We start from the raw sequence: 15,713 nt of genomic DNA, 5'->3' as shown, positions 1-15,713 counted from the left end.
GGTTCAGCAGCGGCCCATGTCGGGGCCGCTGCCCTTGCCGGTCAGCAGCGAGGCGCGTTCCAGGAAGACGCCGAAGGTCTTGCCGTCGCTGGTGGTGACAAGGTCGGCGACCTTACCGGTGCGGCGCGGCGCCATTCCGGCGAAACCGGGATCGCTCTCGCTGAACTCGACGGTCGACATGGCCCGCCGGCGCTCGTTCTCGGGTGCGGCAGCGGCGAGTGCGGCGACCGACCTGCGACGACCGAGCAGGAAACCGCCGGCCCCGACGGCCAGGCCCAGGCCCCCGAACATCGCCCACGTCCAGTCGGTGCGGTGCCGCTGGATCGTCACCGCTTCGGCAGCGGGGGTGCCATCCTGCCACTGTGCAACACCATCCTGCGGAGAAAAGCCCTCGTCGCTGGTGAGTGTCTTGCTGGCCGCGGCAGCCGATTTCGCCGCGCTGTAAGTATCGGGCCGGTCGTGCGGAAGAACATCGATCGCCGAGGCCGCAAACGGCGCGGTTAATAATATCGCAACGCCTATAAATTTAATCATGGCGATGTCTCTATTCCTGTGAACGGCTTACGTTGCGTCAATCTATCTTAAGTCAGTTAAATCTTTACCCTTCAAATGGTGCAACTGCAGCGTCTGTTTTAAAATCAGCAACACGATCAGCGACAGTGTTTCGCCATCACCAGCGGTACCTCGGCCAGCAGCTCGCGCGCCAGGAAGCCGATGCGGCCGCCGCGCTTGGCCAGTCGTCGCCCGGCCTGTCCGTGCAGATAGACGCCCCACACCGCCGCCGTCAGCCCGTCGGCGCCGCGCGCCATCAAGCCGGTGACGATGCCAGCCAGCGTGTCGCCCGAACCCGAGGTCGCGAGGCCGATGCCGCCGCCCCGATAGTGGAACGTCCGCCCGTCGGGTGCCGCGATGACCGTCTCGCCACCCTTCAGCGCGACGATGCAGCCAAGGCGCGCGGCCGTCTCAGCAGCGATCCGCTCCGGCTCGGCGATGACCTGGTCGCGGTCGATGCCGAGCATTCCCGCCATCTCGCCGGCATGCGGCGTCAGCACCGTGTCGCAGCCCCGGGCGTTGAGCAGCGCCGCCGCGCCGTTCAGGTCGGCGAGCGCCGCGGCGTCGAGGACCAGCCCGGTCCGGCATTCCAGTCCGATCACCGCGCGGGCCAGTGCCCCGGCCGCCGGCGCGTCCGCCATGCCGGGGCCAAGCAGCACCGCGTCGCAGCGCCCGATCTTGTCGCGCAGCAGGTCGAACGCCGCGGGGTCGATGCCGCCGGCCGGCGTCTCGGGCAGCGCCACGACCAGCGCTTCGGGCACCGACAGGCCGAGCAGCGGCGCCAGCGAGGCGCAGGTCGCGATCTGCAGCTTGCCCGCGCCGGCCCGCAGCGCCGCGACGCTGGCCAGCAGGATGCCGCCCGGTACCTCCAGGCTGCCGCCGATCGCCAGCACGCGCCCGCGCGCGTCCTTGTCGGCATCGCCCGCGTGCTCGGGCAGCGGCATCCGGTGCAGCAACGCCTTGTCGACGGCGATCATCCTGCCGCGACCGCCTGGTCGGGGGCATGCGTGACCGGCGCAGCCTCGGCCTCCAGCGGCGCGGTGAAGTTGTAGCGCAACAGTCGCGGCCGGTGCTGCCCTCGCGCGTCGGGCGGGAAGTCGTATTCGGTGACGCTGCAATTGGCGACGTCGCCCTGCCGGTCGATCTCCAGGATCTCGGCCTCGTCGAGCTCCTCCAGGATGTAGCGCAGGCACAGCACCACGACCTGGTGCGCGACGATCAGCACGCGGCGCCCGGCATAATGCAGGCTGACCGTGTCGATCACCGCGCGCAGCCGCAGGATGACGTCGGTCCAGCTCTCGCCACCGGGCGGACGGTGATAGAATTTGCCCAACATGGTCAGCGCCGCCGCCTGGTCGGGGTGGAACTCGATCACCCCAGCCTTGGTCAGCCGGTCGAGGATGCCGAACTCGCGTTCGCGCAGCCGCTCGTCGGTGGCGTGGTGGCCGTCATGCTCGATCCCGTCGGCGATGGCGTGCGCGGTCTGGCGCGCCCGGACGAAGGGCGAGGCGAGGATGACGTCGGGCTGCTCGGCCTCAGGCTGCGCAGCGAACCAGCGCCCCAGCGCCGCCGCCTGCTGCTCGCCGAGGTCGCTCAGCGTCACGTCGACGTCGCGCATGTCGAGGATGATCCGCGACTTTCCCGCCGCCTTGGCCTCGTCGGCGGCGACGTTGCCGGCGCTCTGCCCGTGCCGCACGATCCATAGTCTTTCCGGCCAGTTCGGCTGCATCTTTGCTCCCTTTACGCAGGGGACAAGTCGCGAACGGCGGGAAAGTTCAGCCCTGCCCGGGGGTGCGGCGGCGCCACGCATGCCCTACGTTCGTTCATCGATCGAACCTGTGAAAGCTCGACCCCATGACCATGAACGAAGACGAAGCGACGATGACCGGCGTGCCCGGGCGTGGGCGCAAGATGGCGAACCAGACCACCAGCATCGGCAACCGGCGGCTGCATCCGTCGACGCTGATGATGGGCCACGGCTATGACCCGACGCTGAGCGAGGGCGCGCTCAAGCCACCGATCTTCCTGACCTCGACCTTCGTGTTCGAGAGCGCCGCGGAGGGCAAGCGCTTCTTCGAGGGCGTCACCGGGGTTCGTCCGGGCGGCTCCGAGGGGCTGGTCTATGGCCGCTTCAACGGTCCGGGGCAGGAGATCCTCGAGGACCGGCTGGCACTGTGGGAGGATGCCGAGGAGGCGCTGACCTTCTCCAGCGGCATGTCGGCAATCGCCACGGTGTTCCTGGCGCTGGTCAAGCCGGGCGACGTCATCGTCCACTCCGCGCCGCTGTACGCCGCCACCGAGACGTTGATCGGCCGCATCCTCGGCAAGCTCGGCGTCACCTGGCTCGACTTTCCGGCCGGCGCGACGGGGGAGGAGATCGAGGCGGTGATCACCGCCGCCAAGACCAAGGGTCGGATCGCCGCGATCTACCTGGAGAGCCCGGCCAACCCGACCAACGCGCTGGTCGACGTCGAGGCGGTGTACGCGGCGCGCGCCAAGGTGCTGGGGGGCGAGGACGAGCTGCCGCCGATCATCATCGACAACACGTTCCTGGGGCCGCTGGGGGCGCAGCCGGCGAAGCAGGGCGCCGACCTGGTGATCTACTCGCTGACCAAGTACGTCGGCGGGCACAGCGACCTGGTCGCGGGCGGCTGCGTCGGCTCGGCCAAGGCGATGCTGCCGGTGCGGATGATGCGCAACACGATCGGCACGATCACCGACCCGCACACCGCCTGGATGCTGCTCAGGTCCTTGGAGACGCTGGAGCTGCGCATGTCCCGCGCCGGCGAGAACGCCGCCAAGGTCTGCGCCATGCTGCGCAACCATCCCAAGGTCGAGCGCGTCGGCTATCTCGGGTTCCTCGAGCCGGGTACGCGCCAGCACGACATCTACACTCGCCACTGCGTCGGCGCCGGCTCGACCTTCTCGGTCATCGTCAAGGGCGGCGAGGCCGAGGCGTTCCGGCTGCTCGACAACCTCAAGCTGGTCAAGCTGGCGGTGTCGCTGGGCGGCACCGAGAGCCTGGCGTCGCATCCCGCCGCCATGACGCATTTGTCGGTGCCGGCGGCACGCAAGGCGGAATTGGGGATCACCGACACGCTGGTTCGCGTCTCGATCGGTGTCGAGCATCCCGACGACCTGATCGCGGACTTCGAACAGGCACTGGATGCGGTCTGATTTTCCTTGCCGTCATCCCGGCGCAGGCCGGGACCCATCAGGCGGACGTTCCGACATTCGTCTCGCTTGTCGCCCAGGCATTCCCCACCCAGAGGGCATCGCTTGATGGGTCCCGGCCTGCGCCGGGATGACGAGGGGGAGTGGGCAAGTGAGCTTCGACCACCACCTCGCCCCTTCACTTTCGGGGCTGCCGCTGCCACATGCTCCCCTGTGAGCAGCAGCCCCGCCGATCTCGTCGCCGCAGCGCCTTATGGGCGGGTGGAGCAGTGCTCGCCGCTGGTGCGCCGCGTGCTGGCGCGTAACCCGTCGCCGTTCACCTTCACCGGCACCGGCACTTATATCGTCGGGCGCGGTACGGTCGCGGTGATCGATCCCGGCCCGGACGACGCCGAGCATCTGGCCGCGCTCAAGGCCGCGCTCGATGGCGAGACCGTCAGCCACATCGTCATCACCCACACCCACATGGACCATTCGCCCGCCGCCCCGGCGCTGCAGGTGGCCACCGGCGCGACCATCACCGGCTGCGCGCCGCTGGTGCTGAGCGACGACGGCCCGCGTGCCGATGCGGGCTTCGACCGGACCTACGCGCCCGACAGCGTCATGCACGACGGCGACAGCGTCTCCGGCCCCGGCTGGACCCTGACCGCGCTGGCGACGCCCGGCCACACCTCCAACCATTTGTGCTTCGCCTTCCCGGAGGAGCGCGCGTTGTTCAGCGGCGATCATGTCATGGGCTGGTCGACCACCGTCGTTTCGCCGCCCGACGGTGACATGGCGGCGTACATGGCCAGCCTGCGCCTGCTGGTCGACCGCGACGAGGCGATCTACTACCCGACCCATGGCGGCGCCGTCACCGACCCGCAGCGTTTCGTCCGTGGCCTGATCACCCACCGCAAGCAGCGCGAGGGCCAGATCCTGCGACTGCTGGGGGAGGGCGAGCGCAGTATCCCGGCGATGGTCGCGACGATGTACGCCGGCGTCGATACCCGCCTTCATCCGGCGGCGGGCCGCTCGGTCCTTGCCCATCTCATCGACCTGCGCGCGCGCGGCATGGTCGGCGACAGCGGCGACACATGGAGTCTGGCGGCATGAGATGGCGCGCAATCCTGCTCGGGCTGCTGGCCGGGCTCGTCGTCGGCGGGTTGATCGTCGCATTGTTCGCGACCCAGGTCGCCGGGCTGCTCGGTCGCGGTCCCGACCCGGTGACGATCGCCGATGCTTCGCTGCGCAGCGTCCAGGCGCAGAACCGCCTGACCGCCTTCGTCGCGCGCTTCACGGTGGCGGTGACCTCGGAGCAGACCCGGCTGGGTATCTTCAAGGCGAAGAAGACGCTGATCGTCCCGGGCACGATCCGCTACGAGCTCGACTGGAACAAGCTGACGGCGCGCGACCTGGTCTGGGACAAGGCGAGCCGGACGCTGACCGTGACCATCCCGCAGCCGGTCATCGCCGGGCCGGAGATCGACCTGACCCGCATCCGCGAGTTCAAGGACGGTGCCCTGCTGTTCGCCCTGACCGATGCCGAGGCGGCGTTCGACACCGCCAACAGCGCCCGCGCCAAGCAGGAATTGCTCGACGAGGCCAAGGCGCCGATCCTCATGCACATGGCTTCGACGGCGACGATCAACGCCGTCCAGCGTACTTTCTCGCTACCGTTTGCCGCCGCCGGGGTCGACGCCAAGGTCGTCGTCCGCGTCGCCGGCTAGAAGGACAACGACTATGGACGCACGTATCGCCCTGCTCGGCGGCAATCCTACCGGTCTCGACCTGCGCGCCGAGATCGACCGGCTGCGGATCGAGAAGAACGCCGTCATCCTGGCGCATTACTACCAGGACCCGGTACTTCAGGACCTTGCCGACTTCGTCGGCGACAGCCTCGACCTGAGCCGCAAGGCCGCCGCCACCGAGGCCGATGTCATCGCCTTTTGCGGCGTCCGCTTCATGGCCGAGGTCGCCAAGATCATGAGCCCGCAGAAGACCGTCGTGCTGCCCGACATGGCCGCAGGTTGCAGCCTGGAGGATAGTTGCCCGCCGGAGGAGTTCGGCGCGTTCCGCAACGCCCATCCCGACCATATCAGCCTGACCTACATCAACTGCTCGGCGGCGGTGAAGGCGCATAGCGACATCATCGTGACGTCGTCGTCGGCTGAGAAGATTATCGCCCAGCTGCCGATGGATCAGAAGATCATCTTCGCTCCCGACAAGCACCTCGGCGCCTATCTCAACCGCAAGACCGGGCGCGACATGCTGTTGTGGGACGGCAGCTGCATCGTCCATGAGGCGTTTTCGGAGACCGAACTGCTCAAGCTGATGGCGCTCAATCCGTCGGCGCCGGTCGCCGCGCATCCGGAATGCCCGGGCTATATCCTCGATCACGCCGATTTCGTCGGCTCGACCACGGCGATCCTCGAATTCTCGATCTCCAGCCCGTCGCAGACGATCATCGTCGCCACCGAGCCCAACATCATCCACCAGATGCAGGCCCGCGCGCCGCACAAGCTGTTCATCGGGGCGCCCGGTGCCGACGGCAACTGCAACTGCAACATGTGCCCTTACATGGCACTCAACACGCTGGAAAAGCTGTACGTCTGCCTGCGCGACCTGGCGCCCGAGATCACCGTGCCCGAGGAAATCCGCGAGCGCGCCAAGCTGCCGCTCGACCGCATGCTGATGATGGCCGGCGCCGTAAGCTCGGCCCCGGTCAAGGGCGACTGACGACGACGCAGGACATTCCCGTTGTCGACGCGCAGGGGCTTCGGTGTCCGCTGCCGGTGCTCAAGCTGGCGCGGGCCATGCGGCTGGCACCGGAGACTGGGACATTCGCGCTGATCAGCGACGATCCGGGAACAGCGACCGAGCTGGCGGCATGGTGTGCGCAAGCTGGCCACGGCATGGTGGCACAGCCCGGCCGCTTCGTCGTGAGCCGCGGCTAAGCGGCGTGCTGAGTCAGTTCGGCAAGGGTCCGCAGCATCGCGCTCATCCGCACCGGCTTGTCGAAGCGCGGGGCAGCGGCGAAATCTGACGGTATCGCGTCCGGGCCCAGCGCGTTGGCGCTGGCGAAGACATAGGGCACGCCGCGCTCGCGCAGCTTGTGCGCCACCGGCCAGACCTTGGCACCGTTGAGGTTGATATCGAGGACAGCGACGTCGATCGACTCGACGACGAGTTCGAGCGCCTCGTCGAGCGTGTAGGCTGGGCCGACGACTTCGGCACCGGCGAACTGCATCTCGCACTCGATGGTGGTGGCAACGAGAATCTCGTCCTCGACGACGAGGATGCGACGGCCGGCAAGGCAAATGCCCTGTCCTGCCGTCCATACGTCGTTCGTCCCAAGTGCCACGCCGTCGTCCTTCATAAGCTAAGCCCCCACGCCGCCCCGAAGGCATGAGAACCGCCGTAGGGCGGAGCGGTTCCGCGTCGAGGGTGTAACAAGCGTACTATTACGTACCCGTTGACGCAGCTTAGTTCAGAACCTCGATCGCCATTGCGGTGGCTTCGCCGCCGCCGATGCACAAGGACGCAACGCCGACCGTGCCGCCGGTGCGGCGCAGCGCATGGAGCAGGGTGACGAGAATGCGCGCTCCGCTGGCGCCGATAGGATGGCCGAGCGCGCAGGCGCCGCCGTGGATGTTGACCTTGGCGGGGTCGAGCCCGAGGTCGCGGACCGCCGCCATGGCGACGACGGCAAAAGCCTCGTTCAGTTCGAACAGGTCGACATCGGCAACGGTCAGCCCGAGCTTGTCGAACAGCTTGCCGATGGCGGGGGCAGGCGCGGTGGCGAACTGCGACGGCGCCTGGGCATGGACGCTGTGTCCCAGGATGCGCGCCAACGGCGTCAGGCCATGCGCCGCCGCGACGCTGGCGCGGGTCAGGATCAGCGCCGCCGCTCCGTCGCTGATCGAGGAGGCGTTGGCGGCGGTGACGGTGCCGTCCTTGGCGAAAGCGGGCTTCAAGGTCGGAATCTTGTCGAGGCGCGCCTTGCCGGGCTGTTCGTCGGTGCCGATCTCGCCGGCTTTGGTTGCGACCGGCGCGATCTCATTGGCAAAGGCTCCGGCGGCGATCGCGGCCTGGGCGCGGGTGGTCGAGCGGATCGCCCATTCGTCCTGGGCGGCGCGGGTGAACTGGTAATCGCGGGCGGTGTCCTCGGCGAAGCTGCCCATCAGGCGGCCGGGCTCATAGGCATCCTCCAGCCCGTCGAGGAACATCGAATCCTTGATCTCGCCGTGGCCCATGCGGAAGCCGCCGCGCGCCTTGGCGAGCAGGTAAGGCGCGTTGGTCATGCTCTCCATGCCGCCCGCGACGATGAAGTCGGCGGAACCGGCGACCAGGGCGTCGTGGGCGTCGATGGCGGCCTGCATGCCGCTGCCGCACATCTTGTTGACGGTGACCGCCGACGTCGACTGCGGCAGGCCGGCACCGAGCGCGGCCTGGCGGGCCGGGGCCTGGCCTTGTCCGGCGCCGAGTACGCAGCCCATCACGGCGCGGTCGATCCGGTCACCGGGAATGCCCGATTGCGCCAGCGCCGCGCGGATCGCGGCGGCGCCCAGTTGCGCGGCAGTGAGCGAGCCGAGGTCGCCCTGGAACGCTCCCATGGCGGTCCGGCGGGCGGCGACGACGACGATCGGGTCTTGGGTCACGGAGTCTTCCTTGCAGGCAGGTCGAGCGTCGCAAATGGGTGCTGCCCGCCCTGGTTTGGAGTCCAGCCGGTGACGCTGCGGCCGACCAGCGCCCAGCGCACCGGGACGAACAACGGGATCATCGGCGTGTCGGCCAGCATCGCCGCCTCGGCATGGCCCAGCGCCTCGGCCCGCGCATCCTCGTTGGCCATGGCGCGCGCGCCCTCGATCAGCGCGTCGGCGTCGGGGTTGCAGTAGCCCTGCTTGCCGCGTCGCGCCGCGCAGGTGAACGGGCGCAGGAAGAACAGCGGCGTCGCGGTCGGGGCGCGTCGCTCGACCAGCGCCAGGTCATAGTCGCCCCGCGCCTCTGCATCGCGCTGCGCCGCCGGGGCGCGTTCCAGGGCGGCGGCCTGCACCCCGAGCAGCGCCCAGCCGCGCGCCACCGCGTCGAAGACCTGCGCATGCTCGCGCCCCGGCGGCAGCGCGACCGTCAGCCGCAGCGGTCGCTCAGGGCCATAGCCGGCCTCGTGCAGCAGCTGCGTCGCCAGTGCGTTGCGCGCTGGGGTGTCCATCGCGGACCAGTCGGGCACCGCCGGCGCGTTCGCACCGCTGCCGGCATCGGGCGGCACCAGCGACACCAGCGGCACCATCAGCGGCGTCGCGAACAGCCGCTGCACGATGTCGGCGCGGTCGATCGACATGGCCAGCGCGCGCCGCACCCGCGGATCGCTCAGCGGCTCGCGGTCGGTGTTGAAGCGGTAGCCGTAGACCCCCCAGCTCGGCTCCAGCCGCAGCGTGTCGCGCGGCCCCAGCGTGCGCGCCTCGCCCAGTCCGGCGATGCCGTCGCCCATCACCAGGTCGGCCTGCCCACGCACGAAGCGCTGCACCGACAGCCGCGGATCGGTCGAGGGCGTCACCGCGACGCTGCCCAGCCGGTTGTCCGCCGCCAGGAAATAGCGCGGGTTGGCGGTCAGCATGATCGGTCGGGCGCCGGCATCCTTCAGCACGAACGCCCCGGTCGAGGGCGGCCGGGCGCCGCTCCGCATGATCACCGCCTCGGGCAGCGCCAGCAGCTGCAGCAGCCCCGCATCCGGCGACGACAGGCGGATCTCGACGACATCGGGCAGCGGCGCGTTGACCCCCAGCAGGGTCACCGGCGCCCGCCCGTCCATCACCGAGGGCGCGTTGTCGATGCCCGCCAGCAGCGGCTTCAGCGTGTTGGTGCTGCCCGGCGCCATGATCCGGCGGAACACCGCCACGACATCGCCCGCGGTCAGCGCGCGGCCGTCGGACCATACCGCGGGGCGCAGGCGAAAGATGATGCTGCGCCCATCGTCGACCGTCCGCCAGCTCGCGGCCAATCCCGGCACGAGCTGCCCCGCGCCATCGAACTGCACCAGCCCGAGCTGCGTCATCTGGGTCAGCGCGGCCCGCACCGGCGAGGCGGGCTCCGCCATGTCGCCGACGATATCGGCGCGCAGCAGCGCCGCCTTGTCGTCCTCGCCCTTGGTGCAGGCGGCCAGCAGCACCAGGGCGGCAAGGGGTAGGGGCATCCGCCGCATCGCTTCTTCCTAGCCCCGCCCGGCGCTTTTGGCACCCGCTATCTGTCCGTGCTTGGCCGCGCCCAAACTTCGCTTGCTTGTGACCCGCGACGCGCGTCCCTAAGTCACCACCATGAGCAGCATCGCCCGCAACGTCATCGACCTGATCGGCAACACCCCGTTGATCAAGCTGCGCGGCCCCAGCGAGGCGTCCGGCGCGACGATCCTGGGCAAGTGCGAGTTCATGAACCCCGGCGGCTCCGTCAAGGACCGCGCCGCGCTGTTCATCCTGGAGGACGCCGAGGCGCGTGGCCTGATCCAGCCCGGCGGCACCATCGTCGAGGGCACCGCGGGCAATACCGGCATCGGCCTGGCGGTGGTCGCCAATGCCAAGGGCTACCGCACCGTCATCGTCATGCCCGACACCCAGTCGAAGGAGAAGCAGGACACGCTGCGGGCGCTCGGCGCGCAGCTCGTGCTGGTCCCGGCGGCGAAATACTCGTCGCCCTGCCATTACGTCCACACCTCGCGGCGCATCGCCGAGGAGACGCCCGGCGCAGTCTGGGCCAACCAGTTCGACAACACCGCCAATCGGCTGGCGCACATCAAGACCACGGCGCCGGAGATCTGGGCGCAGACCGGCGGCGACGTCGACGGCTTCACCTGCGCGGTCGGCACCGGCGGTACGCTGGCCGGCGTCGGCATGGGCCTGAAGTCCGAGAAGCCCGGGCTTTGCGTCGCCCTGACCGACCCGATGGGTGCCTCGCTCTACGACTGGTACGCGCACGGCGAACTGCGCGCCGATGGCTCGTCGGTGTCGGAAGGCATCGGCCAGAGCCGCATCACCGGCAACCTCGACGGCTTCGTGCCCGACACCCAGTTCCAGGTCCCCGACGAGGAGGGGCTGCCGTGGGTCCACCGCCTGCTCGAGGAGGAGGGCCTGTGCCTCGGCCTGTCCTCCGGCATCAACGTCGCCGGCGCCGTCCGCCTCGGTCGGCATCTCGGGCCGGGCAGCACGGTGGTGACCATCCTGTGCGACAGCGGCATGCGCTATCTGTCGACGCTGTTCGATCCGGCATGGTGCGCAGCGCGCGGCCTTGCGTCGCCCCCCTGGCTCGATCCGGGGCGCAGACTCGACATCCGGGCCGGGTGTGTCTAACTTGCAACGTTGGAACTTCGGACGTGCAGCTTGGGGGTGGCGCACGGACACGAGGATTTGCGAGGGTCTATGCAACGCGTCCGCGCCGGTCTGACAGGACTCGCCGCTATCTTCCTGATGGTGCTGGTTGCCGCCGTCGGCATCAAGCCGCATCGCCCCGTCGTTCCTGCCGGCGGGCAGGGCGAGACGCTTGCCGTGCTCGGCGTTGCGCCGGGGGCGGCCCCTGAAGCCGAACGCCACGACGTCAATCGTCAGGTCCCGCCGCCGAGCACAGCCACCGGCACGCAAGCCACCGAGCGCCAGGTTCCCACCACCTGACCCTGCCGGCCGCAACGGCACGTTACGCGGCCCCTCCGTTCTTCCAGTCTCGATCTGCAAGCGCGCCTCGCATTGGAAGGCCACCAGGTCGCCGATCTCGCGACATTCCGGACGCTGCCACATCGGCCAGCAATGCTCGCTACCCGTTTGGGATCACCCACAAACCCCCACGCCGTCCCAAGCTTGTTACGTATTTGTAACCGCTCTATCCCACAGAGTTATCCACAGATTAATTCGGCCGGAATGAAAGAAGAACATGCATGTTCTACTGGCTCGCTGCTATGATTCGTCCACAGAAAGACAGTCCATTTGGGGCGAAATCCCTAGAATTCCCATTGAGGCCCAACCCTGCCCATGATATCGCTTGTCCACAGTGGCGGTATCGGCCTTTCCAAGTGTGACGACCCGGCTTTGGCCGCGCTTCACACAGGTCGGACTGCCCGGCGAGGGGTTGAGTGGCTGGGGAGCAATATTCGGGCTTTACGCTCAATGCGGTCGACGCCAAGGCGCGCGTCTCCGTCCCAGCCTGGTTGCGCGCCGTTCTCGACACCCGCACTTCGCCCCGCGCGCTGACCATCGCGCCATCCGAATATGACGACTGCCTGATCGGCTACGACAAGGATCATGAGGCTCGCCTGCGCGCCGAGATCGAGCTGCGCTTTGCCGGCGATTACTCGCGGGAGCGTGCCGCCGCGCTGCGCCGCGCCTTCGGCCGTACCGTCTCCCTCAATGTCGACGACGGCTATCGCATCACCCTGACGCCGCTGCTGCGCGAACTCGCCGGCGTCGAGAAGCATGTCTATTTCGTCGGCAGCGGCGAGTATTTCGAGATCTGGAACCCGGCCAAGTTCCTTGCGCAGGAAGGCCTCGACGAGCCTTCGGCGCGGATCTGCCGTTACGAGATGTCGCTGAAAGGGGAGGTCGCATGACCGCCGCCCCTGCCCACATCGCCGTGCTGCTCGACGAGGTCATGACGGCGCTCGCGCTGACCGACGGCGATATCTATGTCGACGGCACGTTCGGTGCGGGTGGCTATACCCGCGCCGCGCTGGGCCATGGCATCGGCCATGCCTGGGCCTTCGACCGCGACCCGTCGGCGATCGCCGCCGGTGCCGCGATGACGGCCGAGTTCGACGGCCGCCTGTCGCTGGTCGGCGAGCGCTTCGCACTGATGGACCGGGCGCTGGCCGAGCGCGGCGTCACCGCGGTCGACGCTATCGCGCTCGATATCGGTGTCTCGTCGATGCAGATCGACCAGGCCGAGCGTGGCTTCTCCTTCCAGTCCGACGGTCCGCTCGACATGCGGATGAGCGGTGACGGCCCGACCGCCGCCGACTTCATCAACGCCGCCGACGAGGCCGAGATCGCCGACGTGCTGTTCCGCCTGGGTGACGAGCCCAAGGCGCGCCGGATCGCGCGCGCCATCGTCAACGACCGGCCGCTGACCCGCACCTCGGAACTGGCACGGCTGGTCCGCAGCGTCTGCGGCCCGCAGCCGGGCGGCAAGGACCCGTCGACGCGCACCTTCCAGGCGCTGCGCATCCACATCAACGACGAACTCGGCGAACTCGATGCCGGGCTGGATGCCGCCGAGCGCCTGCTGCGTCCCGGTGGCCGCCTTGCCGTCGTCAGCTTCCACAGCCTCGAGGACCGGGCCGTGAAGACCTTCCTGCGCGAGCGTTCGGGCGGCAATCCCGGCGGATCGCGGCACCTGCCGCCGGCTCACGCCGATCGCGCCCCCAGCTTCGCGCGTCCGGCCAAGGCCGTTCGCGCCTCCGACGCTGAAACCCGCCGCAACCCACGCGCCCGATCGGCGACGTTGCGGTCCGCCGTTCGCACTGCCGCCCCCGCCTGGGGCGTTGTCTCTGGGAGTATCGCATGATCGCGCGTTTTGGATCACTGCTGTCGGGCGGCGCCGCCCTCGCCATGGTGCTGGGCTGTTATACGGTGTCGCTCAAGGTCTCCGGCGAACGCAAGGCCGTCGAGGACCTGCGCGTCAAGATCGCCAGCGACATGCGTGGCATCCGCACCCTGCAGGCCGAGCTCAAGACGCGCTCGCGGATGCCCGAGTTGCAGCGCTGGAACGACGAGGTGCTGGCGATGAACGCCCCCGCCGCGGCGCAGTTCGTCCGCGATCCGGTCCAGCTCGCCAGCTTCGTCGCCACCCGCGGCCCGCAGGCGCCGATCGTGACGGTCGCCTCCGCGCAGGCGGCGCCGGTGCAGGCGCCGGCCGCTCCGGCCATGCGCTTCACCATTGCCGAGGCTCCGGCTGCGCCGCGTTCGCCGCTGCAGCGCGCTTCCTACGTGGTCCCGTCACCGTCCGTCGCGGATTTGGCACCGGTCCGGGCAGCGCCGATTGCCCGCAGCTCGATGCCGGTCCAGACGGCCGCTGCCGCCCGACCGGTCGCCTCCGCTAGCCAAAGTGTTGCCGTGCCCAAGACCAATATCAACAACCGGACCGCAGAGATGGGCCTGGGCCTCGACGATGCCGTGACCGGTGCGATCGCCGCCGCCGCTGCCAGCGAGCGCGCCAGCCTGAAACGCGTCTCGCTGCGGTGAACTCCGCCGCGCTGCCAGCCGATACGACAGTCCTGCGCGGTGCGGGTCCGGCAACGCTGGGCGGCGCGCCGCGCAAGCCGCGTACGTCCGCCGCCCCGGTCACGCTGGCCGGTCGCCGGCAGACCGCGTTCGCGCGTGCCCGTCACCGGCTGGTCATCGGCGGCATGGTTTTCGCCGCCGGTATCGCCGGGCTGGCGCTCCGCCTCGGCGACCTGGCGCTTCTCCACGACCGGCCCACCACGACGGCATCGACGCTGGCCATGCTGGCGCCCAAGCGCGGCGATATCCTCGATCGCAACGGCAACGAGCTGGCACGCAGCTTCGAGGCGTTCGCGATCTCCGTCGCACCGCGCAAGCTGGTCGGCGATCCGAAATTGCTGGCCCGGCGCCTCGCCGCGATCATCCCTGAGAAGAGCGAGGCGCAGATCTACGCCGAGCTCGTCCATCCCGGCGTCTTCCGCTACATCTCGCGCCGCGTCCTGCCGAGCCAGGCCAAGGCGATCAACGACCTCGGCGAGCCGGCGATCACGCTGGAGCGCGAGCCGGAGCGGCTCTACCCCAATCTCAGCCTCGGCGCGCACGCGCTCGGCTATACCGACATCGACGACGGCGGCATGTACGGCATGGAGAAGGCGCTCGACCGGCGCCTGGCCGATGTCGCGACGCGCGGCACCCCGGTCCAGCTGGCGATGGACATGCGCGTCCAGCAGGCGGTCGAATCCGAACTCGGCGCCGCGATGACCGAATTCAGGGCGATCGGTGCAGCGGGCATCGTCATGGACGTCCACACCGGCGAGGTCGTCGCCCTGGCCTCGTTGCCCAATTTCAATCCCAACGCGGCGGGCCACAGCGACGATAACTCGCGCTTCAACCGCACGACGATGGGCGTCTACGAGCTTGGATCGACCTTCAAGGCGCTGACCATCGCGATGTCGCTGGACTCCGGCTTCATCCACTCGATGGGGCAGAAGTACGACGCCACTGCGCCGATCCACATCGGGCGCTTCACCATCCATGACGATCGCGGCCACGAACTGCGCAAATGGGCGACGATCCCGGAGATCTTCATCCACTCGTCGAACATCGGCACCGCGCACATGGCCGCCGAACTGGGCGCCGTGAAGCAGCGCGCCTATCTCGACCAGCTCGGCTTCCTCAACCCCGTCCAGGTCGAGCTGCCGGAGCGCGGGCGCACCCTGTACCCGGCGTCGAACAATTGGGGCGAGATCGCCACCATGACCGTCGGCTTCGGCCACGGCGTCGCGGTGTCGCCGCTGCATCTCGCGACTGCCTATACCGCCCTGGTCAATGGCGGCATCCTGCATCCGGCGACGATGCTCAAGATCCAGCCGGGCGCCCCGGTCCCGGGCAAGCGCGTCTTCACCGAGGCGACCTCCGACAAGATGCGCGCGCTGCTCCGGCTGGTCGTCACCTCAGGCACCGGGCGCAAGGCGAACACGCCGGGCTACCGTGTCGGCGGCAAGACCGGCACCGCCGAAAAGGCGCAGGGCGGCCGCTATGCCAAGCACGCGCTGGTCTCGACCTTCGCCTCGGCCTTCCCGATGGATGCGCCGCGCTACGTCGTCATCGCCATGCTCGACGAGCCGCACGGCAACGCCAAGACCGGCGGCTTCGCGACTGCCGGCATGGTCTCCGCCCCGATCGTGGAAAAGATCGTCGCGCGCATCGGGCCGATCCTCGGCGTTCGCCCCGACATGAGCCGGGACATTGATATCACAGGACTCCTGGGCCTGATCGACAACAAGAAAGTCGAGGAGTGATGGGCCGCGC

At 69.1% G+C, this 15,713-nt stretch carries 17 protein-coding genes; 11 read left to right on the top strand and 6 right to left on the bottom strand.

Going from position 1 to position 15,713, the window contains the following annotated elements:
- Positions 1-3 precede the first annotated feature (3 nt).
- The 3 genes from ACOFKW_RS00850 to ACOFKW_RS00840 all read right to left on the bottom strand — a co-directional run bounded on the left by ACOFKW_RS00850 (position 4) and on the right by ACOFKW_RS00840 (position 2,281).
- On the bottom strand, positions 4-534 hold the full coding sequence (locus tag ACOFKW_RS00850) for a hypothetical protein (protein WP_419815463.1): 531 nt from the start codon (positions 532-534) through the stop codon (positions 4-6).
- A gap of 116 nt (positions 535-650) precedes the next feature.
- A complete protein-coding gene (locus ACOFKW_RS00845; RefSeq protein ID WP_419815462.1) occupies positions 651-1,529 on the bottom strand; it encodes an NAD(P)H-hydrate dehydratase in 879 nt (292 codons plus the stop codon).
- Positions 1,526-2,281 carry a histidine phosphatase family protein gene (locus ACOFKW_RS00840; RefSeq protein ID WP_419815461.1) on the bottom strand — a complete coding sequence of 252 codons (756 nt, stop codon included), beginning with the start codon at positions 2,279-2,281 and terminating at the stop codon, positions 1,526-1,528. Before ACOFKW_RS00840 ends, ACOFKW_RS00845 begins: the two co-directional genes overlap by 4 nt.
- Positions 2,282-2,412: 131 nt before the next feature.
- Between ACOFKW_RS00840 and ACOFKW_RS00835 the strand changes: the two genes are divergently transcribed.
- The 5 genes from ACOFKW_RS00835 (at position 2,413) to ACOFKW_RS00815 (ending at position 6,662) form a co-directional block, all read left to right on the top strand.
- Positions 2,413-3,729 carry a cystathionine gamma-synthase family protein gene (locus ACOFKW_RS00835; protein ID WP_419815460.1) on the top strand — a complete coding sequence of 439 codons (1,317 nt, stop codon included), beginning with the start codon at positions 2,413-2,415 and terminating at the stop codon, positions 3,727-3,729.
- Between the two features lie 210 nt (positions 3,730-3,939).
- Positions 3,940-4,821, top strand: a complete 882-nt coding sequence (locus ACOFKW_RS00830; RefSeq protein ID WP_419815459.1) for an MBL fold metallo-hydrolase — start codon at positions 3,940-3,942, stop codon at positions 4,819-4,821.
- On the top strand, positions 4,818-5,435 hold the full coding sequence (locus tag ACOFKW_RS00825; protein ID WP_419815458.1) for a DUF4230 domain-containing protein: 618 nt from the start codon (positions 4,818-4,820) through the stop codon (positions 5,433-5,435). Before ACOFKW_RS00830 ends, ACOFKW_RS00825 begins: the two co-directional genes overlap by 4 nt.
- Before the next feature lie 13 nt (positions 5,436-5,448).
- The gene (nadA, locus tag ACOFKW_RS00820) at positions 5,449-6,444 is read left to right on the top strand and encodes a quinolinate synthase NadA (RefSeq protein WP_419815457.1); all 996 of its coding nucleotides are present in this window, start codon (positions 5,449-5,451) and stop codon (positions 6,442-6,444) included.
- Positions 6,441-6,662, top strand: a complete 222-nt coding sequence (locus ACOFKW_RS00815; RefSeq protein ID WP_419816990.1) for a sulfurtransferase TusA family protein — start codon at positions 6,441-6,443, stop codon at positions 6,660-6,662. Before nadA ends, ACOFKW_RS00815 begins: the two co-directional genes overlap by 4 nt.
- Here ACOFKW_RS00815 and ACOFKW_RS00810 read toward each other — a convergent pair.
- The 3 genes from ACOFKW_RS00810 to ACOFKW_RS00800 form a co-directional block, all read right to left on the bottom strand.
- Positions 6,659-7,069 (bottom strand): response regulator, encoded by a 411-nt coding sequence (locus ACOFKW_RS00810; RefSeq protein ID WP_419815456.1) that lies wholly within the window; start codon positions 7,067-7,069, stop codon positions 6,659-6,661. The two genes, ACOFKW_RS00815 and ACOFKW_RS00810, sit on opposite strands and share 4 nt — an antisense overlap.
- A gap of 121 nt (positions 7,070-7,190) precedes the next feature.
- Positions 7,191-8,366, bottom strand: a complete 1,176-nt coding sequence (locus ACOFKW_RS00805; RefSeq protein ID WP_419815455.1) for an acetyl-CoA C-acyltransferase — start codon at positions 8,364-8,366, stop codon at positions 7,191-7,193.
- Positions 8,363-9,907 (bottom strand): ABC transporter substrate-binding protein, encoded by a 1,545-nt coding sequence (locus ACOFKW_RS00800; protein WP_419815454.1) that lies wholly within the window; start codon positions 9,905-9,907, stop codon positions 8,363-8,365. Before ACOFKW_RS00800 ends, ACOFKW_RS00805 begins: the two co-directional genes overlap by 4 nt.
- Positions 9,908-10,019: 112 nt before the next feature.
- On the opposite strand from ACOFKW_RS00800, the gene ACOFKW_RS00795 reads away from it, so the two are divergent.
- From ACOFKW_RS00795 to ACOFKW_RS00770, 6 genes are all read left to right on the top strand, one after another.
- Positions 10,020-11,045, top strand: coding sequence for a cysteine synthase A (locus ACOFKW_RS00795; protein ID WP_419815453.1), 1,026 nt, complete (start codon positions 10,020-10,022; stop codon positions 11,043-11,045).
- 117 nt (positions 11,046-11,162) lie between these two features.
- Positions 11,163-11,363 carry a hypothetical protein gene (locus ACOFKW_RS00790; protein WP_419815452.1) on the top strand — a complete coding sequence of 67 codons (201 nt, stop codon included), beginning with the start codon at positions 11,163-11,165 and terminating at the stop codon, positions 11,361-11,363.
- Between the two features lie 455 nt (positions 11,364-11,818).
- Entirely contained in the window at positions 11,819-12,292 is a 474-nt protein-coding gene (locus ACOFKW_RS00785; RefSeq protein WP_419815451.1) for a division/cell wall cluster transcriptional repressor MraZ, read from the top strand.
- Positions 12,289-13,245 (top strand): 16S rRNA (cytosine(1402)-N(4))-methyltransferase RsmH, encoded by a 957-nt coding sequence (rsmH, locus tag ACOFKW_RS00780; protein ID WP_419815450.1) that lies wholly within the window; start codon positions 12,289-12,291, stop codon positions 13,243-13,245. The genes ACOFKW_RS00785 and rsmH overlap by 4 nt, the downstream gene beginning before the upstream one ends.
- The gene (locus ACOFKW_RS00775) at positions 13,242-13,922 is read left to right on the top strand and encodes a hypothetical protein (RefSeq protein WP_419815449.1); all 681 of its coding nucleotides are present in this window, start codon (positions 13,242-13,244) and stop codon (positions 13,920-13,922) included. Before rsmH ends, ACOFKW_RS00775 begins: the two co-directional genes overlap by 4 nt.
- On the top strand, positions 13,919-15,703 hold the full coding sequence (locus ACOFKW_RS00770; RefSeq protein WP_419815448.1) for a peptidoglycan D,D-transpeptidase FtsI family protein: 1,785 nt from the start codon (positions 13,919-13,921) through the stop codon (positions 15,701-15,703). Before ACOFKW_RS00775 ends, ACOFKW_RS00770 begins: the two co-directional genes overlap by 4 nt.
- Positions 15,704-15,713: the final 10 nt, after the last annotated feature.

Source organism: Glacieibacterium sp. (assembly GCF_965200405.1).
Classification (GTDB): Bacteria; Pseudomonadota; Alphaproteobacteria; order Sphingomonadales; family Sphingomonadaceae; genus Glacieibacterium.
This window is presented reverse-complemented; position numbering and strand designations above follow the sequence as displayed.